Below are 22,828 nucleotides of genomic sequence, written 5' to 3' on the forward strand. Positions count from 1 at the left end.
GTGACGGCAGGAGGCGCACATGGCGGCCGAACGGCAGTTTGCATGGAAGGGCACGGACCGCCATGGCCAGGCCGTGGATGGCATCTTGCGCGCGGTGGACGCCCGTGCCGCCAGGCTCGCGCTGCGGCGCCAGGGCATCCTGGCCAGCAGGCTCAAGGCCGCGCGCGCCGCGCCAGGCAAGGCCATCACGCGCAAGGATATCGCCCTGTTTACGCGCCAGCTGTCGACCATGATGGCGGCCGGCGTGCCGCTGCTGCACGCCTTCGACATCGCCGGCAAGGGCCATGCCAAGCCCGCCGTCACCGACCTCATGCGCGAGCTGCGCCACGCGATCGAAGCGGGCAGCAGCCTGCAGCAGGCATTCCGCCAGTTTCCCCGGCTGTTTGACGACCTGTATTGCAACCTGCTGGCGGCCGGCGAACAGGCGGGCATCGTGCAGGAATTGCTGGCGCGCCTGGCCACGCACCAGGAAAAAGCCATCGCCCTGCGGCGGCAGGTGCGCGGCGCGCTGATGTATCCGCTGGCCATCGTGCTCGTCGCCATCATCGTCACGGCCATCATCATGAGCGTGGTCGTGCCCGCCTTCCGCCAGGTTTTCGACAGCTTCGGCGCGCCATTGCCCCTGCCCACCCTGGTGGTCATGGGCTTGTCCGCCTTGCTCGTGCGCTACTGGCTGGCCCTGCTGGCGGCGCTGGCACTGGCCTGCGTGCTGCTGTGCCTGGCCTGGCGCCGCTGGCCCGCCTTGCGCCGGCACGCGCAAGTGCAGGCGCTGCGCCTGCCCCTGGTCGGCCCGCTCTTACGCAAGGCGGCGATCGCCCGCTGGACACGCACCCTGGCCGCCATGTTCGCCGCCGGCGTGCCGCTGCTGGACTCGCTCAAGCTGGTGGGCGCCGCCGCCGGCCACCCGCTGTACCAGGAAGCGACGGCGCGCATCGACCGCGACATCCGCGCTGGCGGCAGCCTGGCCCTGGCCATGGAACGTAGCGGCGTGTTTCCCCCGCTGCTGACGCAGCTGGCCCTGATCGGCGAAGAATCGGGCGCGCTCGACGCCATGCTGTCGCGCGCGGCCGACATCATCGAAGCGGAGATCGAAGCCACCGTTGCCATCCTCACCACGCTGCTGGAACCGGCGCTGATGGTGGTGCTGGGCGTGCTCGTGGGCTCCCTCGTCATCGCCCTGTATTTGCCGATTTTCAAGCTCGGCGCCGTGATTTGACAGATCGCCCTGCGCAAAACGTCCCCATGCGCCGGCAGATGTTTTACACTGCGGCAGTGCCAGGCAATGTTTGCGCGGCAACACTCATCCAAGTCCACCATGCTGCAAGATACCCTGCTGTTCGCCGCGCCCGGCAATCTGCCCGTCGCCCTCGTCGCCGCCCTGTTCGGCCTGATCGTCGGCAGCTTCCTGAACGTGGTGATCCACCGCGTGCCGAAAATGATGCAACGCGAGTCCGACAATTACGTGGCGGAGGAAAGCGGCCTGCCGCTGCCGCACACGGACCGCTACAACCTGATGCTGCCGCACTCGAACTGCACCGCCTGCGGCCACCGCATCACGGCCATGGAAAATATTCCCGTCATCAGCTATCTGCTGCTGCGCGGCAAGTGCAGCGCGTGCCAGGCGCCCATCTCGGTGCGCTATCCGCTGGTGGAATTGCTGACGGGTGCGCTGTCTGCCGTCCTGATCTGGCATTTCGGCAGCGGCTGGACGGGCCTGGCCACGCTGGTATTTGCCTATTTGCTGATCGCCATGACCTTCATCGATGCCGATACGCAAATGCTGCCCGACGACCTCACCTTTCCCCTGCTGTGGGCCGGCCTGCTGGTCAATATCAACGGCACCTTCGTGCCCCTGCAAGACGCCGTCATCGGCGCGGCCGCCGGTTATCTTGCCCTGTGGAGCGTGTACTGGGCCTTCAAGCTGGCGACAGGCAAGGAGGGAATGGGCTATGGTGACTTCAAATTGCTGGCGGCGCTCGGTGCGTGGCTGGGCTGGACCATGTTGCCGACGATCATATTGGTGTCGTCGCTGGTGGGCGCCGTGGTCGGCATCGGCCTGATCGTCTTCGCCAGGCGCGGGCGCGACAAGCCCATCCCCTTCGGTCCCTACCTGGCCGCGGCGGGTCTCATCGCCCTAGTGTACCGCACGCCCCTGTCGCAGCTGACGCTGGGCCTGGCCGGCTGACCTGCCCCTTATGGATCAACACATGCAAATACAAAACGCCCCCTATTTCAGCGTGGGACTCACCGGCGGCATCGGTTGCGGCAAGAGCACCGTGGCCGACCTGTTCGCCGCGCGCGGCGCCTCCATCGTCGATACCGACCAGATCGCCCACAGCCTGACGGCGCCGAACGGCGCGGCCATGCCGGCACTGGTGGCGGCATTTGGCGCCGACTACGCCGATGCGCGCGGCGCCCTCGACCGCACCAAAATGCGCAACCTCGTGTTTGCCGACGCCGCCGCCAAGGCGAAACTGGAAGCCATCCTGCACCCGCGCATCCGCCAGGCCACCCTGACGGCGGCCGCCGAAGCGACGGGCAGCTACGTGATCTTTGCCGTGCCCCTGCTGGTCGAATCGGGCGGCTGGGTGGAGCGGGTCGACCGGGTGCTGGTCATCGATTGCCTGGAAAGCTTGCAGGTCGCACGCGTGATGGCGCGCAATGGCTTATCGGAAGAACAAGTCAAGGCCATCATGGCGACGCAGGCCACGCGCGCCATGCGCCTGGCGGCGGCGGACGATGTGATCGACAATAATGGCGATTTGGCCGCCCTGGAACCGCAGATTGCCCAGTTGCACGATTTATATCTGGCATTTTCAAAAAGAATGGCCGGAATCGGGTCGCAACGTTTGTAATTTGTCGACGCTTGGTTCAAAATCACGGGATTGTTTGCAGGTCCTTACTTAAGGGAATTATTTTGATTGTCTACGAATACCCTTTCAACGAACGCATACGGACCTTGTTGCGGCTGGAAGACCTGTACGACAAATTCAAGTTCTTCATCCAGCAAGAGCATGCAATGCAGCACCACGTTGCCTTGGCAACCATTTTCGACATGCTCGAAGTGGCCGGCCGCGCCGACCTGAAGTCCGACCTGCTGCAGGAACTCGAGCGCCAGCGCCAAAGCCTGCTAGGCTACCGCAGCAATCCGAACGTGGAACCGGAAACCCTGGACGCCATCCTTGGCGAACTCGACAGTGTTAGCGGCGCCCTGGTGGCGGCGCAAGGCAAGACGGGGCAGAATATCCGCGACAATGAATGGCTGATGAGTATTCGCGGCCGCACCATCATCCCGGGCGGCGCCTGCGAATTCGACCTGCCCTCGTATTTTGCCTGGCAAAAACGCAGCTCGGAACAGCGCCTGGCCGATATCCACGCCTGGTTTGCCCCGCTGGCGCCCCTGTTCGATGCGCTGGCCCTCGTCTTGCGCCTGCTGCGCGATTCCGGCGGACCCGTTAAACTGATCGCCAACGGCGGCAGCTACCAGCAAATGCTGCAAGGCAAGGTCTACCAGATGCTGCGCCTGAGCCTGGATGAAAGCAGCGGCGCCATCCCGGAAATTTCCGCCAATAAATATATGCTGTGGGTACGCTTCACGACCCAGGGCGGCGATTTGAAACCCAAGCCGCTGGAAGAAGATGTGCCATTCGAGCTCACGCTCTGTAATTTTTAACTGTAATTACCATGACTGTAGTCAACTGCCCCACCTGTGCCGCCAAAGTCGAATGGACCGAGGCCAGTAAATACCGCCCCTTCTGCTCGGAACGCTGCAAACAGATCGATCTGGGCGCCTGGGCCGAGGAAAAATACACGATCCCCGCCGCCGATCCGTTTGAAGATCCCCTCGCGGACGAAGACAACAAGCCGCAGTAAGCTTCATTTGAATGGATTTTCCAGGCGCAGTCCCTGCGCCACGAAACTGTCGAGCCTGCCGCTGACCACCGTCAAGCCATAGGCGATGCCCATCGCCGCGATCTGTCCATCCACGCCATGCGCGTCGCCATGCAGCCGCGCGCAGACGAGTGCGCAATCGAGATCGAAGTCCAGCAAGCGCGCCGCGTATTGCGCCAGCAGCGCTTCCAGCCAGCCCTCCAGGGCCAGCGCTTCCAGCGCCGCTTCGCGCCGCCAGCTGCACTGTATGCCCGCGCGCAATTGCGCGATCACCTGCACCGGAATGTAGCGCGCCTCGGGCGCCACCCGCTCGAAGAAGGCGGCGACACCGGCCGGCGCGCCTGCCCCCTTGCGCGCGGCGACGATCACATCCGTATCGACCAGGTAGGCGGCCATCGCACGTCAGGAGCGGCGCTCGAAATCCGTGTCCAGTCCCACGTCGGGCATGCCGCGCAGAATATCCTCGAGCGGACGCTTCGGCAGCGGCCGCAAGGCGCTGCGCAAGATGTCGCGATGCTCTTCCTCGATGCTGCGGCCATGCGCGCGGGCACGCTTGTGCAGCGCCGCGATCAGCAATTCATCCGTGTCGGTAAAGGTCAGGGTCAGCGGCATGCGGGCTCCCCAGTGCGTCATCAAAGCACTGTAGCGCAAAGCGCCGACTATACAAGGAGAGTCAGGGAAAAGCTTGCGCCGGCACGCAGCAGGGCGCTGCCCGCCGGCACAAGCGCAGGTCAGGCAGGCATCAGGGATTCCCGCCGCACCTCATCGAGCCATTCCAGCAGGGGAATGGTGGCCGGCAGCAAGGGCTCCACGCCCACCGTGCCTTGCCAGGCGAACGCCTGCCCTTCCAGGCTTTGCGGCTCGCCCCGCCATTCGCGGCTGATATAGAAATGCAGGCGCACATGGGCGTGCGGATACACATATTCCACGCCGCACCAGGCTTCGGCGCTGTCGATATGCAATCCCAACTCCTCGACAAACTCGCGTTTCAAGGCGTCGAGTATGGCTTCGCCCGGCTCGACTTTACCGCCTGGAAACTCCCAGTAGCCGTCATACGGCTTGCCAGCCGGACGCTGGCCCAGCAGCACGTCGCCATTCGGCTTCATCAGGATGCCGACGGCCACGTCGACGGGTCGCACTTTAGCCTGCAAGGTCACTTCGCTCATGGCGACAGCTTTCCCGCAGGTAGTTTCCCAGCATAATCGCGCGCGAATTGCCAGGCGACACGGCCCGAACGGGAACCGCGCTGCAAGGCCCAGCGCAGGGCATCGCCGCGCGCTTGCGCGATCTGTTCCGGCGTGCAGCCGAACGAGGCCAGCCAGTGCGCCGTGATGTCGAGGTAGTCATCCTGCTTGAACGGATAGAACGACAGCCACAGGCCGAAGCGCTCGGACAGCGAGATTTTCTCTTCCACCGTTTCGCCCGGATGCAAATCGCCATCGTCGTCCGTCTTGTAGCTGCTGTTGTCCGACATGCGTTCCGGCATCAGGTGACGGCGGTTCGAGGTGGCGTAGATCAGCACATTGTCCGATTGCGCGGCGATGCTGCCGTCGAGCGCCACCTTCAGCGCCTTGTAGCCGCTTTCGCCCTCTTCGAACGACAAATCGTCGCAAAAGATGATGAAGCGCTCGGGGCGCGCCGCCACCAGGTCGACGATGTCGGGCAAGTCGGCCAGGTCGGCCTTGTCCACTTCGATCAGGCGCAAGCCCTGGCCGGCGAACTGGTTCAAACAGGCCTTGATCAGCGACGACTTGCCCGTGCCGCGCGCGCCCGTCAGCAGCACGTTGTTGGCCGGACGGCCATTCACGAACTGGCGCGTGTTCTGTTCGATCTGCGCCTTTTGCGTGCCGATATTGTGCAAGTCATCCAGCGCGATGGTCGACACGTGCGCCACGGCCTGCAGATACGGCACGCCGCCCGGACGGCGGCGCCAGCGGAAGGCAAAGCTGTTCCAGTCCGGCGCGGGCGCCGCTTGCGGCAGGATCGCTTCCACCCTCGCCAGCAACGCCTCGGCACGGATCAGGAATTGATCGAGGCCGGTCATGAGCGGTAGTCGGCGTTGATCGACACGTAGTCATGCGACAGGTCGCACGTCCACAGGGTCGCCGTGGCTTCGCCGCGCGCCAGTTTCACGCGGATGGTGATTTCGCTCTGCTGCATCACGCGCTGGCCATCCTGCTCCTGGTAGTCGGGATTGCGGCCGCCATTCTTGGCCACCCAGACGTCGTCCAGGTACAGGTTCAGCTGGCCCACGTCCAGGTCGTCCACGCCCGCATAGCCGATGGCGGCCAGGATGCGGCCCAGGTTCGGGTCGGAGGCGAAGAACGCCGTTTTCACCAGCGGCGAATGGGCGATGGAATAGGCGATCTTGCGGCACTCTTCCACGTTGCGGCCGTCTTCCACGGTCACGGTCATGAACTTGGTGGCGCCTTCGCCGTCGCGCACGATGGCTTGCGCCAGGAAAGTCGACAGTTCGGTGACGGCGGCCGCCAGTTCCGCGTAGTGCGGCGAATCGATGGAATCGATGACCAGGCTGCCCGCACCGGTGGCCACCAGCATGAACGAGTCATTGGTGGACGTGTCGCCATCGATGGTGATGCAGTTGAACGACTTGTCGGCCGCCTGTTTCACCAGCTGGTCCAGCACGGGCTGGGCCACGGTGGCGTCGAACGCCAGGAAACCCAGCATGGTGGCCATGTTCGGCTTGATCATGCCGGCGCCCTTGCTGATGCCCGTCAGCGTCACCGCGTGGCCACCGATGGTGACGGTGCGCGAGCCCGCTTTCGGCTGCGTGTCGGTGGTCATGATGGCTTCGGCGGCCGAGAACCAGTTGTCCGGGGTGAGCGCGGCGACGGCTTGCGGCAAGCCCGCGACCAGGCGCTGCACGGGCAGCGGCTCGAGGATCACGCCCGTGGAGAACGGCAGGATCTGCTGCGGCGTGCAGCCCAGCAGCTCGGCCAGCGCGGCGCAGCTGGCCTGCGCGTCGGCCAGGCCCGATTCGCCCGTGCCCGCGTTCGCGTTGCCCGTATTGACCAGCAGCGCGCGGATCGGCGCGGCGCCGGCCGTCACGGCCGCCAGGTTGGCTTTCGAGATTTGCACGGGCGCGGCGCAGAAGCGGTTCAAGGTGAACACGCCGGCCACGGTGGCCGTCGGCGCCAGTTTCAGTACCAGCAAATCCTTGCGGTTGGGTTTCTTGATGCCGGCTTCGGCAACACCGATTTCAATGCCGGCGACGGCTTTCAAGTCGGCGGCGACGGGCTTGGGAGAATTGACGGCCATAGGAGTTCTTCTGCGAGGGAAAATGGAAGCGCTATTGTAGCGCCTTCGCGGCACAGCTGAACATGCGGCAACTGAATTGTCGCGCTGGCCCGGACGATGCCGGCATGCGCGGGCACCGCTGCCAGGCTTGCGATTAATCAGGGCGATGCCGCCGGGCGGTACTAAGGTATACGAACGGGCGATGCTCGGCCTTGCAAGCGCGCCGCCCAGGGAGGATGTCATGGCGCATGGTCAGTCATACGGAAAACAGCACAGCTGCCTGTGGCCTTTTTTATGCCTGCTTTGCCTGCTGGCCGGGTTGACGGCCTGCACGGTACAGGATGACGCGGTACGGCCGATAGGCGGCGACTCCGCCGAACAGGCCTCCACGGCGCCCCCCGCGCCGGCAGCGCCACCGCCTGGCTGGGTACGGCGGCCACCGCCAAGCAGTTCATGGAGCGGCACATGGTCGGGCAGGGGCGGCCTGGCCGGCAGCATCGGCAACCTGACAAGCAGCGTCAGCAGCATCGGCAATGGCGGCACGCCGGCGTCCGACAACGAGCCCGCGCCGGCCGGCGCCATGCACGTCACCGTGTACTATGCCACCGACCGGCAATACCAGCCCAGCAGCCACAGCTATGGTTGGCAGCCCAACCGCGTGGCGCCCCACCTCAGCTATGGCAGCGTCCTCGTGAGCGTCCCCGACAAGCGAGCGCCGGGCGAGCTGCCGCTGCCGCCCTGGTACGACGTGCTTTCCAGCGACGATGCGAAAAAATATGTGTTGATCAAGGCAAGCACGCGCCTGTCGCGTGCGGATTTCCTCGCCACCGTCAAGGCCAGGATACAGGCCGCGCCGGAGCGGCGCGCCGCCTTCCTCTATATCCACGGCTACAGCAACTCGTTTGACGACGCCGCCCGGCGCACGGCGCAGATGGCGGTCGACCTCGATATCGGCGCCCTGCCCGTGTTCTACAGCTGGCCATCGAAGGGCAGCCTGGCAGGCTATGAATTCGACCAGAATGCGGCCGAATGGACGCAGGCGCACCTGCAGGCATTCCTGGCCGACTTCGCCGAACATTCCTCCGCCACCGATATCTACATCATCGCCCACAGCATGGGCAACCGGCCGATGACCTTGGCGCTGGCCAGCCTGCTGGAAAAGCGCCCCGACCTGCTGCCCCTGTTCAAGCAGGTGGTGCTGGCCGCGCCGGACATCAATGCCGACGTCTTCCGCGAGCAGATCGCCCCCCGCTTTGCCAGCCTGAAGCTTCCCGCCACCCTGTACGCCTCCGCGAATGACAAGGCGATCCGCGCTTCCTACAATTTTGCCGACTGGGACAGGATAGGCGACATCCGCGCGCCCGTGATCGGCATCCCCGGCGTGGAACTCGTCGATGCCTCGGCCGTCATCATGAACTTCATGGGTCACGATTACTTCGCCAGCAACCGCGTCCTGCTGACCGATATCGCCACCATGATCAAGACGGGGCAGCGGGCAAAAAACCGCGGCGGCTTGAAAGGCATTCCATCGCAGGCGCCGCAGTACTGGGCATTTCCCTGAGCGGCAAGCGGCGCGCGGCAGGCATAAAAAAACGGAGACCGCGGTCTCCGTTTTTGCTCATGCCGTCAAACCGGCCTCAAGCCAGCTTGCCGTGGCACGCCTTGTACTTCTTGCCGCTGCCGCAAGGGCATGGGTCGTTGCGGCCCACTTTGACGCCCATGCTCACGCTCATGTCATCGACGCTGTCGTCATGCGCGGCAACGGCCGTCGGTGCCAGCAGTTCTTCCGGCGCCGCGTTCGGGTCGAATTCGGCGTGCTGGTAGTGCACGTTTTCCACGTGCGACTGCTGCATCGCCTGCTCGGCCGCATCGACTTCTTCGCGCGACTGGATGCGCACCGTCATCACGTGTTTCGTGACGTCGTTCTTGATCATGTCGAGCATCTGGCCAAACAGTTCAAACGCTTCGCGCTTGTATTCCTGTTTCGGGTTCTTCTGCGCATAACCGCGCAGGTGAATACCCTGGCGCAGGTGATCGAGCGCCGCCAGGTGTTCGCGCCAGTGGCTGTCGACGCTTTGCAGCATGACATTGCGCTCGAAGCCGCCAAACGATTCCTTGCCGACGATATCGATCTTCGACTGGTACACGGCATCGGCCGCGGCCAGCACTTTTTCCAGGATCTCTTCGTCCGTCAGGGTCGGATCGGCTTCCAGCATTTGCTGCAGCGGCAAGTCGATCAGCCATTCGCCGGACAAGGTTTTTTCCAGGCCCTTGATATCCCACTGCTCTTCCACCGATTCCTGCGGCACGTACTGGTGCACCAGGTCGGTGAACACGCCGTGGCGCAGGGAGGCGATCATGTCCGAGATATCGGTCGTTTCCAGCAGCTCGTTACGCTGCTGGTAGATCACCTTGCGCTGGTCGTTGGCGACGTCATCGTATTCCAGCAATTGCTTGCGGATGTCGAAGTTGCGCGCTTCCACCTTGCGCTGGGCCGATTCGATCGAACGCGAGACGATGCCTGCCTCGATCGGTTCGCCTTCCGGCATTTTCAGGCGGTCCATCACGGCGCGCACGCGGTCGCCGGCGAAGATGCGCAGCAGCGCGTCGTCGAGCGACAGGTAGAAGCGGGACGAGCCCGGATCGCCCTGGCGGCCGGCACGGCCACGCAGCTGGTTGTCGACGCGGCGCGATTCGTGTCGCTCGGTGCCGATGATGTGCAAGCCGCCCGCATTGACCACGTGGTCGTGCAGCGACTGCCATTCATCGCGCAGCTTCTGCGCCTGCGCCGCTTTTTCAGCGTCGCTCAGCTCAGGATTGGCTTCGATGAACTTGATCTGGTTTTCCACGTTACCGCCCAACACGATGTCGGTACCGCGACCGGCCATGTTGGTGGCGATGGTGATGGCTTTCGGACGGCCTGCCTGGGCGATGATTTCCGCTTCGCGGGCATGCTGCTTCGCGTTCAGCACGTTGTGCGGCAAACCGGCCTTGGTCAGGATGCCCGACAGCAATTCCGAGTTCTCGATCGAGGTCGTGCCCACCAGCACGGGCTGGCCGCGCTCGTAGCAGTCGCGGATGTCGTTCAACATCGCGTTGTACTTTTCCGCCGACGATTTGTAGACCTGATCCTGGCGGTCCTTGCGCTGCAGCGGACGGTTTTGCGGGATCACGACCGTTTCCAGGCCGTAGATTTCCTGGAATTCGTACGCTTCGGTATCGGCCGTACCGGTCATGCCGGCCAGCTTGGCATACATGCGGAAGTAGTTCTGGAAGGTGATCGAGGCCAGGGTCTGGTTCTCGTTCTGGATTTTGACGCCTTCCTTCGCTTCGACAGCCTGATGCAGGCCGTCGGACCAGCGGCGGCCCGTCATCAGGCGGCCCGTGAATTCATCGACGATCACCACTTCATTGTTCTGCACCACATAGTGCTGATCCTTGAAGTACAGCGCATGCGCGCGCAGGGCCGCATACAGGTGGTGCACGAGGGTGATGTTGGCCGAATCGTACAGCGAGGCGCCTTCCGGCAGCAGGCCCATTTCCATCAGGATGCGCTCGGCCTTTTCGTGGCCCGCTTCCGTCAGCAGCACCTGGTGCGCTTTTTCATCCTTGGTGTAGTCGCCCGGCACTTCCACCTTGCCCTTGCCGTCCGGCGTTTCTTCGCCGATCTGCAAGGTCAGGCGCGCAGGCACTGCATTGATCTTGTGATACAGGTCGGTATGGTTCTCGGCCTGGCCCGAAATGATCAACGGCGTACGCGCTTCATCGATCAGGATCGAGTCGACTTCATCGACGATGCCGAAGTTCAGGCTGCGCTGCACGCGCTCGCGCGCTTCGTAGACCATGTTATCGCGCAAGAAGTCGAAACCGAATTCATTGTTCGTGCCATAGGTGATGTCCGAGGCGTACGCCTGCTGCTTGGCGCTGTGCTCCATCTGCGACATGTTCACGCCCGTCGACAGGCCCAGCCACGCATACAGGCGGCCCATGGTCTCGGCATCGCGCTGCGCCAGGTAATCATTGACGGTGACGATGTGCACGCCCTTGCCCGACAAGGCGTTCAGGTAGGCGGGCAAGGTTGCCATCAGGGTCTTGCCCTCGCCCGTGCCCATCTCCGCGATCTTGCCATAGTGCAAGACCATGCCGCCGATCATCTGCACGTCGAAGTGGCGCATGCGCAGGACGCGCTTGCTGGCCTCGCGGCAGACGGCGAACGCTTCCGGCAACAAGGCATCGAGCGATTCGCCGCCGGCGATGCGTTCCTTGAAGGCAGGCGTCTTCGCTTGCAGCTCGGCATCCGACAGCTTTTCGATGACCGGCTCGAGCGCATTGATCTCGCGTACCGTTTTTTGGTATTGCTTGAGCAGCCGCTGGTTGCGGCTACCGAAAATCTGGGTCAGTAATGACATGCTTGAATTCTTGAAAAAACGCCGTTAAAAAAAGCTCGGTAGGGAACAACGAGGCAAGCATCGCGTCACCGCACGGAGTTCGACTATGGCAAAAGACGATGATTTTATCATGCGTTCCCGACATGGTTGGGGTAATGCGCCATATAACAATAGCTTAATGACAAACAAATGGCAGAATTTGCGGACATTTCCCATGCTGTAAGGCAATACCAGCAGCCGGCCAGGCGTTCAGCGGCCACCCCGCTCGTCATGCGCGGGCCACTTGTGATATGTTTCGCCCATGCGAACTCCCACTTATTCTCCGGCACCGCGCCGCGGCTACGGCTTTGCCCGCTCAGGCCCGGCCGTCACGGGCGCGACCGACTTTCTGCGCGGCAATGCGACGATGGCATCCCTGATGCCCACCGTCACGCGCCTGGCCGCGCTGCAAAAAGATTGCGCCAAGGCCTTGCCGGTGATGTTCGAACACTGCGATATCCTGCAATTCGAGAGCGGCCAGCTGGTGCTGGCCACGCCGAACGCGGCGCTGGCGGCCAAGCTCAAGCAGCAATTGCCGAAACTGCAAGGGGAACTGGAAAGAAAGGGCTGGCAGATTTCAGGCATCAAGCTCAAAGTGCAAGTCATCAAGAGCATCGCGCCCATCGTGCATACGCGGGCGCTGGTCTTGCCGGAAAAAGCCATGTCCGCCCTGGAAGAACTGAGCACGGCCCTGCCGCCCTCCAAACAGAACGAACAATTGATCGCGGCGCTGCGCAACATGGTGCGCCACCACCGCGAACCTAAAGATTAAGAGCGCCCGGCAAGCTTTTGACACCTCGGAAAACCGTGGCAAGCGGCAGGAAGAGGTGGCTCGGAGGCGCAGGCCGCCTAACCCGCCGCGCAGCACGTCTAACGCGGTGTCGCTCAGATCAGGTCAGCGACCACTCGCGCTGCATTTGACGCAAATACGACTGCGGCGCTTCCTCGTTCGTGGCGAACGAGACGATTTCATACGCATCGGGCTGCTCCAGCAGCGCCAGCAGCAGCTGGTTGTTCAGCGCGTGGCCGGACTTGTGCGCCGTGTAATACGCCAGCAGCGGATGGCCCACCAGGTACAGGTCGCCGATGGCGTCGAGGATCTTGTGGCGCACGAACTCGTCTTCGTAGCGCAAGCCATCCGCGTTGAGGATGCGGTACTCGTCCATGACGATGGCGTTTTCCAGCGAACCGCCACGCGCCAGGCCCATGCCGCGCAAGCTTTCCACGTCCTGCATGAAGCCGAAGGTGCGCGCGCGCGCCACGTCATGCACATAGGACACGTCGCCGAAATCGACGGAGGCGCGCTGCATCGTGCCATCGACGGCAGGATGATTGAATTCGATGAAAAAATCGAGCTTGAAGCCGTCATACGGCGACAGTCGCGCCCACTTCTCCGCGTCGCCCTTGCCGTGGCGCACTTCGACAGGCTTGATGACCTTGATGAATTTTTTCGCCGCTTCCTGCTCTTCCACCCCTGCTTGCTGCAACAGATAGACGAAGGACGAGGCGGAACCGTCCATGATGGGAATTTCTTCCGCATTCACATCGATAAACATATTATCGATGCCCATGCCGGCCGCGGCCGACATCAAGTGTTCCACAGTGGACACCCGCGCGCCATCCTTGATCAGCACGGAAGCCATGCGCGTATCGCCCACGGCCATGGCGCTGGCGGGAAACTCCACCACGGGATCGAGGTCGATGCGGCGAAACACGATGCCCGTGTCGATCGCGGCGGGACGCAAGGTCAGCTCGACCTTGGTTCCTGAATGCAAGCCGACACCGATGGTGCGGACCAATTGTTTGATAGTGCGTTGTTTTAACATCTGTCGATTATATCCATTTGGCGTCTTTTCGTTGCGGCGCGGCATGGGCCGCGCCAGAAAAACCACAATGCGCCGTCAGGGATGCTCGCTTTCCGCATGCACGGCTTCGCGGCGCACCAGGTAAATCCCGCTGCCGATGATGATGGCCGCGCCGATCAGGGTGTAGTGGTCGGGCAAGGCGCGCCACAGCAGCCAGTCCAGGGCCATGCCCCAGGCCAGGGCCGAGTATTCGAATGGCGCCACGCTCGATGCCTTGCCATGGCGAAATGCCTCCGTGATCGCCAGCTGCCCCAGGAAACCGCTGACGGACAAGCCCGCCAGCAGCCACCAGTCGTCGCGCCGGATGCTCACCCACTCATGCGCCGACAGGGCCACGCCGCCGAGGGCCATCATCACCATCAGCCAGAAGACCATGCTTTCGCTGGCGTCCGTGCGGCTGAGGATGCGTCCCGTGACGGCGGAAATCGCATAGCAGGCGGCCGAACCCAGCACGGCCAGGCCCGCCAGCGAGAAGAAGCCGGTACCGTCCGGACGCAGGGCCACCAGCACGCCCAGCAGGCCCACGGCGATGGCGCACCAGCGGGCGAAGTCGACTTTTTCCTTCAGGATAAACACCGACAGCACCGTAATCAGCAAGGGGGCGACGAAGAACAGCGCATACGTCTCGGCCAGCGACATGCGCTTCAAGCCGTAGGCGAACAGGGTGATCATCAGCACGCCGAGCGCGCCGCGCAGCAGGTGCAGCGGCCAGCGCACCTTCAGCACATTCTTGAAGGCACCACGGTACAGCAGGTACAGGCAGACGAGCGGCAAGGACGACAAGGCGCGCAGGGCCGTCACCTGCATGGCGGGATAATGGGCGGACAGCAGCTTCATGGCCGTGTCCATCAGGGAAAACATGGCGACGGCGATCAGCATCACATAGATGCTGCGCAGATTGGGATTGCGGGGTAACAAGACAGACTCCTGGCGAAAGGACGGGACCGTCATCATGGCGACGGCCAGAGCCAGGACAGCATGGCAAAGCCAGACGGTCAGCCCGATTATAGCAAGCGTGGCCGATTTTTATTTTCAAAGGGGCAACTATGCGGGCAACAGCATCACCAGCTTCAGCTCGTGCTGGCGCGCCAGGTGCAGAGTCACCTGGTTGAACGCGAGCAGACCCTGCCGCGGATGCTGGAAGCGGCGCAAGCACCCGTCGCGCCCCTGCACCTGCTGCGTCTGCCACCACTGGCGAAATGGCGCGCTGGCCCCGGCCAGCTCCGCGATCAGGCCGGCCAGTGGCGCCTGGTCCGCGTGGCGGCCGATATCGGCGCGGAACTCCGCCACCAGCCGCTGCGCCCGCTCGGGCCAGCCGACGACCAGTTCCCGCGCGCCCGCTTCCAGGAACATGAAGCGCAGCTGGTTCGGCGCGCCCCCGTCGCCATGCAGCCAGCCCGTGAACAGGCTGCCGGCGGCGTCATTCCACGCCACGGCGTTCCATGCGCGATCGAGGATATACGCGGGCGCCGCGATGGCGGCGACGATGGCGGCCAGCTCGGCGGCGGCGGGACCGTCGCCCTCGCCTGCTCCATGGCTGGGGTCATGCTTGTCGGCCACCTCGAACAGATAGGCGCGTTCGGCCGTGCTCAGCTGCAGCACTTGCGCCAGGCGCGCCAGCATCTTGGCCGATGCCGACACGGGCCGGCCCTGCTCCAGCCACGTCAGCCAGGTGGGACTGACGTCGCACAGCTGCGCCAGCTCTTCGCGCCGCAGTCCCGGCGTGCGACGTCGTCCGCCGCCGGGCAAGCCGGCCATGGCGGGGGTCACGGCTTCGCGCCGGGCGCGGATGAATTCAGCAAGCTTGCTTGACATGACAGGGATGCATGGTAGTGGAGATACCAGTATAAGTTATGGTCTTGTTACAGGATAATTTTATCCTTATTCTGCATGTACTCACCCATCAACAGGAGAAAACCATGCAACAGCACGATGTCGTTACCGAACAGTTTGGCAAGACGGCGAATGCCTACCTGAGCAGCGCGGTCCACGCGCAAGGCGCCGACCTGGTGCTGATGCAGGAAGGCGCGCGCCGCCATGGCAAACCGGTGGTGCTGGACCTGGGTTGCGGCGCCGGCCACGCCAGCTTCGCCGTCGCGCCCGTGGCCGCGTCGGTGATTGCCTACGACCTGGCGCAACCCATGCTCGACGTGGTGGACCACGCCAAGGCGCAGCGCGGCTTGCACAACATCCGCACGCAGCAGGGCGACGTGGCCCGCCTGCCGTTTGCCGATGCCAGCTTCGACATGGTCGTCACGCGCTTTTCCGCACACCACTGGAACGACGTGGCGGCGGCGCTGGCGGAAGCCTGGCGCGTGCTGCGCCCGAACGGCACCTTGCTGGTGGTCGACATCGTGGCGCCGAAGACGGCCCTGTACGACAGCACCCTGCAGGCGGTGGAAATGCTGCGCGACGCTTCGCACGTGCGCGATTACCGCACCTGCGAATGGGGCGCCAAGTTCGACAACGCGGGTTTTGCCCACAGCTTGCGCAGCGTGTGGAAACTGACGATGCGGTTCGACGAGTGGGTGGCGCGCATGCGCACCCCGAGCGAAAGAGTGGCCGCCATCCGCCACCTGTTCGATGGCGCGCCAGAGGAAGCGCGGCGCTACTTCGCGCTGCAGGACGATTATTCGTTCAGCATCGACGCGGCCATGTTCGAGGCGACAAAACCGCAGGTGCAATAAAAATGGGGTCGGACCCTTTGGGTCCGACCCCAGATTTTGATTTGGGTTGGTAGCAAGCTTTAGCTGGGCATTAACCCTACATCAATTGCTGGGGTCAGACCCTAAGGGTCTGACCCCGACCATCAAGCCAGCTGGCCCAGCAAGGTTTCGGCATTCGACACTTCGAACTTGCCGCCTTGCTCGATGTTCAGTTGCGTCACGACGCCATTGTCGACCAGCATCGAGTAGCGCTGCGAGCGCGTGCCCATGCCGTGCTTGGAGAAATCGGCGTCCAGGCCCAGGGCCTTGCTGTAGGCGGCGTTGCCGTCAGCCATCATGCGTACCACGCCGGTGGCTTTCTGGTCGCGGCCCCAGGCGCCCATCACGAACGCGTCGTTGACGGAGATGCACCAGATTTCATCGACGCCCTTGGCCTTCAGGTCGGCGGCGTGCTTGACGTAGCCTGGCACGTGCTGTGCGGAGCAAGTCGGGGTGTAGGCGCCCGGCAGGCCGAAGATGGCGATCTTCTTGCCCTTCACCAGGTCCTGCACGTTGAAGGTGTTCGGGCCCAGTGCGCAGCCTTCGGTTTCGCTTTCGATGAATTCAGCCAGGGTGCCTTCTGGCAGGGTGTCGCCGATCTTGATGGTCATGTTGACTCCTTGTGTACTGTCGGTTGAGGGCGCCGTCCATTCCGTGGAACGGACAACGCCCGTGATCTGGTTCTGCCGGCATGATGCCGACACTGCGCGATAGTATGCCTGACTTGCCGTATTTGTGCAGAAAATGGCGGGAAAGGCAAAGGCCAGCATCAAGAAAGCGGATAAAAAAACGGCGGCCCTCAGGCCGCCGTCATCGCTACTGACATCAGATCACCTTAATCTGCTTGCTTGCGCAGGAACGCTGGAATGTCGTAGGTCTCCATGCCATTCTTTTCCATCGCGCGCACCTGCTCGGAAGCCGATTCGCGGCGCCAGACGGCCGGTGCCTTCATGCCGTCGAAACCGGCTGCCGGCGTGGCCACGCCCACGCTGGTGGTCGCCGCCTGCGCGCCGCCCATCGCCGCCGACGGGGTCAGCGGGCTGTTGTGGGTACCGGTGCGCAGCACTTGCTGCGGTACCAGCTGGATGTTTTTCTTCGCGCGGCCCAGGCCAGTCGCCACCACGGTGACGCGGATATCGTCGCCCATCTCATCGTCGTAGGCGATACCTTGCGCGATCGACGCGTCCGGCGCGGCAAACGCCCGCACGGCGGCCATGACTTCCTTGATCTCCTTGCCCTTCAGGCCACGGCTGGCCGTGACGTTGACCAGCACGCCGCGCGCGCCGGAGAGATCAATGCCGTCGAGCAGCGGCGAAGCAACCGCCTGTTCAGCGGCGATACGCGCGCGGTCGACACCGGACGCCGTCGCCGTGCCCATCATGGCCTTGCCCTGCTCGCCCATGATGGTTTTCACGTCATTGAAGTCGACGTTGATATGGCCCGGCACGTTGATGATTTCGGCAATGCCGGCCACCGCGTTGTTGAGCACATCATCGGCGTGCTGCATCCATTCCAGCATGCTTTCGTCTTCGTAGATCTCTTCCAGCTTTTCGTTGAGAATGATGATCAGCGAATCGACGTGCAGGGACAGCTGCTCCAGGCCTTCGTCGGCGATGTCCATGCACTTCTGGCCTTCGTACGAGAATGGCTTGGAAACCACGGCCACCGTCAGCGCGCCCAGTTCCTTGGCCACTTCGGCCACGATGGGAGCGGCGCCCGTGCCCGTGCCACCGCCCATGCCGGCGGCGATGAAGACCATGTGCGCGCCGCGCAGCGAATCGGCGATGCGCGTGCGCGATTCTTCCGCCAGCTGGCGGCCGACGGCAGGCTTCATGCCGGCGCCCAGACCCGTATCGCCGATCTGGATGATGTTGTGGGCCTTCGATGTCGACAGGGCCTGTGCGTCGGTATTGGCGGCAATGAACTCCACGCCCGACATGCCTTTGTTGATCATGTGTTGGACTGCATTGCCACCCGCACCGCCGACGCCGACGACCTTGATGACGGTACCTAAAGCTGTGTTATCGACCATATCGAACTCCATGATGTGCTCCTATCAGAATGCGGTTTCCAAGCGCCAGGCCTCATATTGGTAGGAGAACTGGAGATTGAAAACTGCGGTTAAATATAAAATTAAGTTATGTGTGTACCTGCGATGCTGCTGAAAAACCTGTGCTGCCGGGCGAACATCATGCCCTTAAAAATTCCCTAAAAACCATTCCTTCATGCGCTGCCAGACTGCCTTCACCGAGCCGTCCTGACGCGTCACGATGTGACCGCGCAGGTATTGCTTCTTCGCTTCCAGCAGCAGGCCAAGCACCGTGGCGTAGCGCGGACTGCGCACCACGTCGGCCAGCTGTCCCCGATACTCGGGCGTGCCCAGGCGCGCCGGTTTCAGGAAAATATCTTCCGCCATCTCGACCATGCCGGGCATGATGGAGGTGCCGCCCGTGAGCACGATGCCCGACGACAGCACGCCTTCATAGCCCGATTCGCGCACCACCTGGTGCACCATGGCGAACAGCTCTTCGACCCTCGGCTCGATCACTGCCGCCAGCGCCTGGCGCGACAGATTGCGCGGACCGCGGTCGCCCAGCCCAGGCACTTCCAGCGATTCGCCGGGATCGGCCAGGACCTGCTTGGCCACGCCATAGCGGATCTTGATTTCTTCCGCTTCCGCGGTCGGGGTGCGCAAGGCCATGGCGATGTCGTTGGTGATCTGGTCGCCGGCGATGGGAATGACTGCCGTATGGCGGATCGCGCCATCGGAGAACACCGCCACGTCGGTCGTGCCGCCGCCGATGTCGATCAGCACCACGCCCAGTTCCTTTTCATCGGGCGTGAGCACCGCATCGGCGGACGCCATCGGCTGCAGGATCAGGTCCGACACTTCCAGGCCGCAGCGGCGCACGCACTTGACGATGTTCTGCACCGCCGACACGGCGCCGGTGACGATATGCACCTTCACCTCCAGGCGGATGCCGCTCATGCCGATCGGCTCGCGCACATCTTCCTGGCTGTCGACGATGAACTCTTGCGGCACCGTGTGCAGCAATTGCTGATCGGTCGGAATGTTAACCGCTTTTGCCGTCTCGATGACGCGCGCCACGTCGGTGGCCGTCACTTCCTTGTCCTTGATGGCCACCATGCCGCTGGAATTGAAGCTGCGGATATGGCTGCCCGCGATGCCCGCATACACATTGCGGATCTTGCAGTCGGCCATCAGCTCGGCCTCTTCCAGCGCGCGCTGGATGGACTCCACCGTGGCCTCGATATTGACCACCACGCCTTTTTTCAGGCCCTTCGATTCGTGCTGGCCCAGCCCGATCACTTCGTGGCGCCCGTCGGACATCACTTCGGCTACCACCGCCACCACTTTCGAGGTGCCGATGTCGAGGCCGACGATCAGGTTTTTCGCGTCTTTTGTCATTTCTTTCGCCTAGTTTTTTGGGCTATTAATTGATTAATTGAGTATTCGGTTAAGCCGGTTTTTTAATCGGACTGCCATTTTTCTTCTTGATCGCCGGTGCTGGTCTGCCATCCTTGCCTTCCGCCGGTATCACGAGGCCGGCGGAACTGAGCGCCAGGCCATTCTGGTAGCGCATGTCGATCGTGTCGATATTTTCCAGGCGGCTCGCCAGCTGCGGATAAATACCCACCAGCCGGTCGACCCGCGCCTTCAGGGTCGTGTGATTCTGCTCGCGTCCCAGCGCCACGCTCATGCCGTTATTCAGTTTCACGGTCCACGCATAGCGGCTTGACAGCGACAGCGCTTCCGGCACCATCTTCAAGGGCGCGAACCATTTTTCCAGCTGCACGTAGGTGCTCAGCACTTCCTTCTCGCTGCCATCCGGGCCCGAAAACGCGGGCAGTTCATGGTCGTCTTCCGCCTCGGCCACATTGGCCGTAAACACATCGCCCTTGACCGACAGCAGGCGTCCATCCTCGCCCCAGGTACCCAGCGCCTCGTGTTCTTCCAGCGCCACGATCAGCTGGTTCGGCCACTCGCGCCGCACGCTGGCGCGGCGCACCCAGGGCACCGATTCGAACACGCCGCGCACGCTTTCCAGGTTGGTCGTGAAAAAATTGCCCTTGATGCGGCCCAAGGTGCCGCTGCGCAGGGTCAGGTAATTCACGTGGCGCAGGCCCTTGTCGTCCGCGCTTTCCACCTTGATGGTGCGCAGGTCGAACATGGGACGCTGCGAGACCCACCAGACGCCGGCTGCCACGCACACGACCAGAACCGCGGCCAGCAAGCCGTTGGCAGTCGTATTGAGGCTTTTAGCGTCATGCCACATATCAGCGCTGTCCCTTGTGCATTTTCAGGCTTGCGCCCGAAACGATTTCCAGGCACAGGTCTTCATAGCTGGTGCCTTCCGCGCGCGCCGCCATCGGCACGAGCGAATGACCGGTCATGCCCGGCGAGGTATTCACCTCCAGCAAAAACAGCTTGCTGTCGGCCGCGCGCATCAGCACATCGACCCGTCCCCAACCTTCGCAGCCGAGGGCGCGGTACGCCGCCAGGGCGATGCGTTCCATCTCGGCGATGATCGCCGGGTCCAGCTGCGGCGGGCAGAAATACTGCGTATCGTCCGTGAAGTACTTGTTCTGGTAATCGTAATTGCCTTGCGGAGCGACGATTTCAATCGGCGGCAGCGCACGCGCCGTGGCGCCCTTGCCCAGGATCGCCACGGTGAATTCGCGGCCCTTGATGAATTCCTCGGCCAGCACCGAATCATCGAGGCCGGCGGCGATGTCGTAGGCCGCCTGGAAGGCCGATGCCTCGTTGACCGTGGTGATGCCGATGCTCGAGCCTTCGTGCGGCGGCTTGACGATCAGCGGCAAGCCCAGTTCCGCGGCGACCTTGGCCAGATCGGAACTGTCGTCCAGCACCGCGTACTGTGGCGTCGGCAGCTGGTGCATCAGCCAGATCATCTTGGTATAGACCTTGTCCATGCCCACCGAGCAGGCCATCACGCCGCTGCCCGTGTAGGGAATGCCCAGTTGCTCCAGCGCGCCTTGCAGGCTGCCGTCTTCGCCGAAACGGCCGTGCAGCGCGATGAAGACGCGGTCAAACTTCTCGGCGGCCAGTTCGGCCAGGCTGCGCTCGCCCGTGTCGAAGCCATGCGCATCCACGCCATGGCTTTTCAAGGCGGCCAGCACGCCCGCGCCGGACATCAGCGACACTTCGCGCTCGGCCGAACGGCCGCCGAACAGGACGCCGACCTTGCCCAATTGTTTTACGTCGATAGCTGAAGCTTGGTTCACATCAGGCCTTTACAGTGTTGGATTGATACGTAGTCAGTTGTTGCGGGATGCCGCTGATCGAGCCGGCCCCCATGGTCAGCACGACGTCGCCGTCGCGCGCCACGCTCATGATGGTGTCGGCCATGTCGGTCATGGATTCGACAAAAATCGGTTCGATCTTGCCGCGCGCGCGCAGCGCATGCGCCAGTGCGCGGCCGTCGGCGGCGACGATAGGCGCTTCGCCCGCGGCATACACTTCGGACAAGAGCAGCACGTCGGGCGCGCCCAGCACCTTGACGAAATCCTCGAACAGGTCGCGCGTGCGGCTGTAGCGGTGCGGCTGGAAAGCGAGCACCAGGCGCCGGCCCGGATAGGCGGCGCGCGCGGCGGCCAGGGTCACTTCCGTTTCCACCGGATGGTGGCCGAAATCGTCGACCAGGGCGAAGCTGCCGCCATTGGGCAGCGCCACGTCGCCATAGCGCGTGAAGCGCCGGCCCACGCCGGAGAACTCCGCCAGGCCCTGCTGCGTGGCGCTGTCGGCGATGCCGATTTCACGCGCGATGGCGATCGCCGAGCAGGCATTTTGCACATTGTGCATGCCGGGCTGGTTCAGCACCACGTCCAGGTCCGGATAACCTTCCTGCAGCACGGTGAAATGCATTTCCAGGCCCACGGCGCGCGCGTTGATGGCGCGCACCTGCGCGTCTTCCGAGAAACCATAGGTGGTGACCGGCTTGGTCACGGACGGGATGATGGCGCGCACGTGCGGATCATCGATGCACAGCATGGCGCGGCCATAGAACGGCAGGCGGTGCGTGAACTGCACGAAGGCCTGCTTGAGCTTCTCGAAGTCGTGCTCGTAGGTGTCCATGTGATCGGCGTCGATATTCGTGATCACTTCGATCATCGGCGTCAGGTTCAGGAACGAGGCGTCCGATTCATCGGCTTCGGCCACCAGGTAGTCGCCCGAGCCCAGCTTGGCGTTCGCGCCGGCGCTGGTCAGGCGCCCGCCGATGACGAAAGTCGGGTCGAGACCGCCCTGCGCCAGCACGGACGCTACCAGGCTGGTCGTCGTCGTCTTGCCGTGCGTGCCGGCAATCGCGATGCCGCGCTTCAGGCGCATCAACTCGCCGAGCATCACGGCGCGCGGCACCAGCGGGATCTTGCGCGCGCGCGCGGCCGCCACTTCCGGATTGTCTTGCGGGACGGCGCCCGACGTCACCACGGCATCGGCGTCGCCGATGTTTTCCGCCGCGTGACCGAGCATAACGGTCGCGCCCAGGCTCGCCAGGCGCTGCGTTGCCGCATTGCTGCCCAGGTCGGAGCCCGACACCTTGTAGCCCAGGTTGACCAGCACTTCGGCGATGCCGCTCATGCCGCTGCCGCCAATGCCGACAAAGTGGATATTGTTTACTTTATGCTTCACAGAACGAAC

At 63.3% G+C, this 22,828-nt stretch carries 23 protein-coding genes; 8 read left to right on the forward strand and 15 right to left on the reverse strand.

Translation table 11 applies throughout. The features are described 5' to 3' along the window. The first annotated feature begins 19 nt into the window (after window positions 1-19). From BM193_RS06265 to yacG, 5 genes are all read left to right on the forward strand, one after another. A complete protein-coding gene (locus BM193_RS06265) occupies window positions 20-1,216 on the forward strand; it encodes a type II secretion system F family protein (protein WP_092803495.1) in 1,197 nt (398 codons plus the stop codon). A gap of 99 nt (window positions 1,217-1,315) precedes the next feature. Continuing rightward, complete coding sequence (locus BM193_RS06270) at window positions 1,316-2,185, forward strand: prepilin peptidase (protein WP_092803492.1); 870 nt, start codon at window positions 1,316-1,318, stop codon at window positions 2,183-2,185. Between the two features lie 22 nt (window positions 2,186-2,207). Further along, window positions 2,208-2,855, forward strand: coding sequence for a dephospho-CoA kinase (gene coaE, locus BM193_RS06275; protein WP_092803489.1), 648 nt, complete (start codon window positions 2,208-2,210; stop codon window positions 2,853-2,855). 62 nt (window positions 2,856-2,917) lie between these two features. After that, window positions 2,918-3,673, forward strand: coding sequence for a cell division protein ZapD (zapD, locus tag BM193_RS06280; protein WP_092803486.1), 756 nt, complete (start codon window positions 2,918-2,920; stop codon window positions 3,671-3,673). 11 nt (window positions 3,674-3,684) lie between these two features. After that, window positions 3,685-3,873: a DNA gyrase inhibitor YacG gene (yacG, locus tag BM193_RS06285; RefSeq protein ID WP_092803483.1), complete on the forward strand. Its 189-nt coding sequence runs from the start codon at window positions 3,685-3,687 to the stop codon at window positions 3,871-3,873. 3 nt (window positions 3,874-3,876) lie between these two features. Here the strand turns inward: yacG and BM193_RS06290 are convergent, their stop codons facing one another. From BM193_RS06290 to argJ, 5 genes are all read right to left on the reverse strand, one after another. Further along, window positions 3,877-4,287, reverse strand: coding sequence for a PIN domain-containing protein (locus BM193_RS06290; RefSeq protein WP_092803480.1), 411 nt, complete (start codon window positions 4,285-4,287; stop codon window positions 3,877-3,879). A gap of 6 nt (window positions 4,288-4,293) precedes the next feature. Next, a complete protein-coding gene (locus tag BM193_RS06295; protein WP_092803477.1) occupies window positions 4,294-4,503 on the reverse strand; it encodes a FitA-like ribbon-helix-helix domain-containing protein in 210 nt (69 codons plus the stop codon). Window positions 4,504-4,622: 119 nt separating this feature from the next. After that, the gene (locus BM193_RS06300; protein ID WP_092803474.1) at window positions 4,623-5,057 is read right to left on the reverse strand and encodes an NUDIX domain-containing protein; all 435 of its coding nucleotides are present in this window, start codon (window positions 5,055-5,057) and stop codon (window positions 4,623-4,625) included. Next, on the reverse strand, window positions 5,054-5,935 hold the full coding sequence (locus BM193_RS06305) for an ATP-binding protein (RefSeq protein WP_092803471.1): 882 nt from the start codon (window positions 5,933-5,935) through the stop codon (window positions 5,054-5,056). The genes BM193_RS06300 and BM193_RS06305 overlap by 4 nt, the downstream gene beginning before the upstream one ends. Next, on the reverse strand, window positions 5,932-7,170 hold the full coding sequence (gene argJ, locus BM193_RS06310) for a bifunctional glutamate N-acetyltransferase/amino-acid acetyltransferase ArgJ (protein ID WP_092803468.1): 1,239 nt from the start codon (window positions 7,168-7,170) through the stop codon (window positions 5,932-5,934). Before argJ ends, BM193_RS06305 begins: the two co-directional genes overlap by 4 nt. 298 nt (window positions 7,171-7,468) lie before the next feature. On the opposite strand from argJ, the gene BM193_RS06315 reads away from it, so the two are divergent. Then, the gene (locus BM193_RS06315) at window positions 7,469-8,710 is read left to right on the forward strand and encodes an alpha/beta hydrolase (protein WP_175533179.1); all 1,242 of its coding nucleotides are present in this window, start codon (window positions 7,469-7,471) and stop codon (window positions 8,708-8,710) included. Between the two features lie 76 nt (window positions 8,711-8,786). Here the strand turns inward: BM193_RS06315 and secA are convergent, their stop codons facing one another. Then, window positions 8,787-11,558, reverse strand: a complete 2,772-nt coding sequence (secA, locus tag BM193_RS06320) for a preprotein translocase subunit SecA (RefSeq protein WP_092803464.1) — start codon at window positions 11,556-11,558, stop codon at window positions 8,787-8,789. A gap of 280 nt (window positions 11,559-11,838) precedes the next feature. On the opposite strand from secA, the gene BM193_RS06325 reads away from it, so the two are divergent. Beyond that, window positions 11,839-12,348: a DciA family protein gene (locus tag BM193_RS06325; RefSeq protein ID WP_092803461.1), complete on the forward strand. Its 510-nt coding sequence runs from the start codon at window positions 11,839-11,841 to the stop codon at window positions 12,346-12,348. Window positions 12,349-12,466: 118 nt separating this feature from the next. Here BM193_RS06325 and lpxC read toward each other — a convergent pair whose 3' ends face one another. The 3 genes from lpxC to BM193_RS06340 form a co-directional block, all read right to left on the reverse strand. After that, on the reverse strand, window positions 12,467-13,402 hold the full coding sequence (gene lpxC, locus BM193_RS06330) for a UDP-3-O-acyl-N-acetylglucosamine deacetylase (RefSeq protein ID WP_092803458.1): 936 nt from the start codon (window positions 13,400-13,402) through the stop codon (window positions 12,467-12,469). A gap of 75 nt (window positions 13,403-13,477) precedes the next feature. Further along, window positions 13,478-14,320, reverse strand: coding sequence for a DMT family transporter (locus BM193_RS06335; RefSeq protein ID WP_092803572.1), 843 nt, complete (start codon window positions 14,318-14,320; stop codon window positions 13,478-13,480). 165 nt (window positions 14,321-14,485) lie between these two features. After that, window positions 14,486-15,256 (reverse strand): helix-turn-helix transcriptional regulator, encoded by a 771-nt coding sequence (locus tag BM193_RS06340; protein ID WP_092803455.1) that lies wholly within the window; start codon window positions 15,254-15,256, stop codon window positions 14,486-14,488. A gap of 104 nt (window positions 15,257-15,360) precedes the next feature. On the opposite strand from BM193_RS06340, the gene BM193_RS06345 reads away from it, so the two are divergent. Next, window positions 15,361-16,128 (forward strand): class I SAM-dependent methyltransferase, encoded by a 768-nt coding sequence (locus BM193_RS06345; protein ID WP_092803452.1) that lies wholly within the window; start codon window positions 15,361-15,363, stop codon window positions 16,126-16,128. Window positions 16,129-16,250: 122 nt separating this feature from the next. On the opposite strand, the gene BM193_RS06350 is transcribed toward BM193_RS06345, so the two are convergent. The 6 genes from BM193_RS06350 to murC form a co-directional block, all read right to left on the reverse strand. After that, window positions 16,251-16,757: a peroxiredoxin gene (locus BM193_RS06350; RefSeq protein ID WP_070290164.1), complete on the reverse strand. Its 507-nt coding sequence runs from the start codon at window positions 16,755-16,757 to the stop codon at window positions 16,251-16,253. Window positions 16,758-16,981: 224 nt separating this feature from the next. After that, window positions 16,982-18,190 (reverse strand): cell division protein FtsZ, encoded by a 1,209-nt coding sequence (gene ftsZ, locus BM193_RS06355; protein ID WP_092803449.1) that lies wholly within the window; start codon window positions 18,188-18,190, stop codon window positions 16,982-16,984. 153 nt (window positions 18,191-18,343) lie between these two features. Continuing rightward, a complete protein-coding gene (gene ftsA / locus BM193_RS06360) occupies window positions 18,344-19,576 on the reverse strand; it encodes a cell division protein FtsA (protein ID WP_010394955.1) in 1,233 nt (410 codons plus the stop codon). Window positions 19,577-19,625: 49 nt separating this feature from the next. Next, complete coding sequence (locus tag BM193_RS06365; RefSeq protein WP_092803446.1) at window positions 19,626-20,444, reverse strand: cell division protein FtsQ/DivIB; 819 nt, start codon at window positions 20,442-20,444, stop codon at window positions 19,626-19,628. Between the two features lies 1 nt (window position 20,445). Continuing rightward, window positions 20,446-21,414, reverse strand: coding sequence for a D-alanine--D-alanine ligase (locus BM193_RS06370; protein ID WP_254785911.1), 969 nt, complete (start codon window positions 21,412-21,414; stop codon window positions 20,446-20,448). Between the two features lies 1 nt (window position 21,415). Further along, window positions 21,416-22,819, reverse strand: a complete 1,404-nt coding sequence (gene murC, locus BM193_RS06375) for a UDP-N-acetylmuramate--L-alanine ligase (protein ID WP_092803441.1) — start codon at window positions 22,817-22,819, stop codon at window positions 21,416-21,418. Window positions 22,820-22,828 lie beyond the last annotated feature (9 nt).

It is taken from the genome of Janthinobacterium sp. 344 (assembly GCF_900112025.1).
GTDB lineage: Bacteria > Pseudomonadota > Gammaproteobacteria > Burkholderiales > Burkholderiaceae_D > Janthinobacterium.

Bases quoted from the DNA above. Each gene is read 5' to 3' on its own strand.
- BM193_RS06265 (WP_092803495.1), top strand. From the start codon at position 20: ATGGCGGCCGAACGGCAGTTTGCATGGAAGGGCACGGACCGCCATGGC.
- BM193_RS06270 (WP_092803492.1), top strand. From the start codon at position 1,316: ATGCTGCAAGATACCCTGCTGTTCGCCGCGCCCGGCAATCTGCCCGTC.
- coaE (WP_092803489.1), top strand. From the start codon at position 2,208: ATGCAAATACAAAACGCCCCCTATTTCAGCGTGGGACTCACCGGCGGC.
- yacG (WP_092803483.1), top strand. From the start codon at position 3,685: ATGACTGTAGTCAACTGCCCCACCTGTGCCGCCAAAGTCGAATGGACC.
- BM193_RS06290 (WP_092803480.1), bottom strand. From the start codon at position 4,287: ATGGCCGCCTACCTGGTCGATACGGATGTGATCGTCGCCGCGCGCAAG.
- BM193_RS06295 (WP_092803477.1), bottom strand. From the start codon at position 4,503: ATGCCGCTGACCCTGACCTTTACCGACACGGATGAATTGCTGATCGCG.
- BM193_RS06300 (WP_092803474.1), bottom strand. From the start codon at position 5,057: ATGAGCGAAGTGACCTTGCAGGCTAAAGTGCGACCCGTCGACGTGGCC.
- BM193_RS06305 (WP_092803471.1), bottom strand. From the start codon at position 5,935: ATGACCGGCCTCGATCAATTCCTGATCCGTGCCGAGGCGTTGCTGGCG.
- argJ (WP_092803468.1), bottom strand. From the start codon at position 7,170: ATGGCCGTCAATTCTCCCAAGCCCGTCGCCGCCGACTTGAAAGCCGTC.
- secA (WP_092803464.1), bottom strand. From the start codon at position 11,558: ATGTCATTACTGACCCAGATTTTCGGTAGCCGCAACCAGCGGCTGCTC.
- BM193_RS06325 (WP_092803461.1), top strand. From the start codon at position 11,839: ATGCGAACTCCCACTTATTCTCCGGCACCGCGCCGCGGCTACGGCTTT.
- lpxC (WP_092803458.1), bottom strand. From the start codon at position 13,402: ATGTTAAAACAACGCACTATCAAACAATTGGTCCGCACCATCGGTGTC.
- BM193_RS06335 (WP_092803572.1), bottom strand. From the start codon at position 14,320: ATGCTGATCGCCGTCGCCATGTTTTCCCTGATGGACACGGCCATGAAG.
- BM193_RS06340 (WP_092803455.1), bottom strand. From the start codon at position 15,256: ATGTCAAGCAAGCTTGCTGAATTCATCCGCGCCCGGCGCGAAGCCGTG.
- BM193_RS06345 (WP_092803452.1), top strand. From the start codon at position 15,361: ATGCAACAGCACGATGTCGTTACCGAACAGTTTGGCAAGACGGCGAAT.
- BM193_RS06350 (WP_070290164.1), bottom strand. From the start codon at position 16,757: ATGACCATCAAGATCGGCGACACCCTGCCAGAAGGCACCCTGGCTGAA.
- ftsZ (WP_092803449.1), bottom strand. From the start codon at position 18,190: ATGGAGTTCGATATGGTCGATAACACAGCTTTAGGTACCGTCATCAAG.
- ftsA (WP_010394955.1), bottom strand. From the start codon at position 19,576: ATGACAAAAGACGCGAAAAACCTGATCGTCGGCCTCGACATCGGCACC.
- BM193_RS06365 (WP_092803446.1), bottom strand. From the start codon at position 20,444: ATGTGGCATGACGCTAAAAGCCTCAATACGACTGCCAACGGCTTGCTG.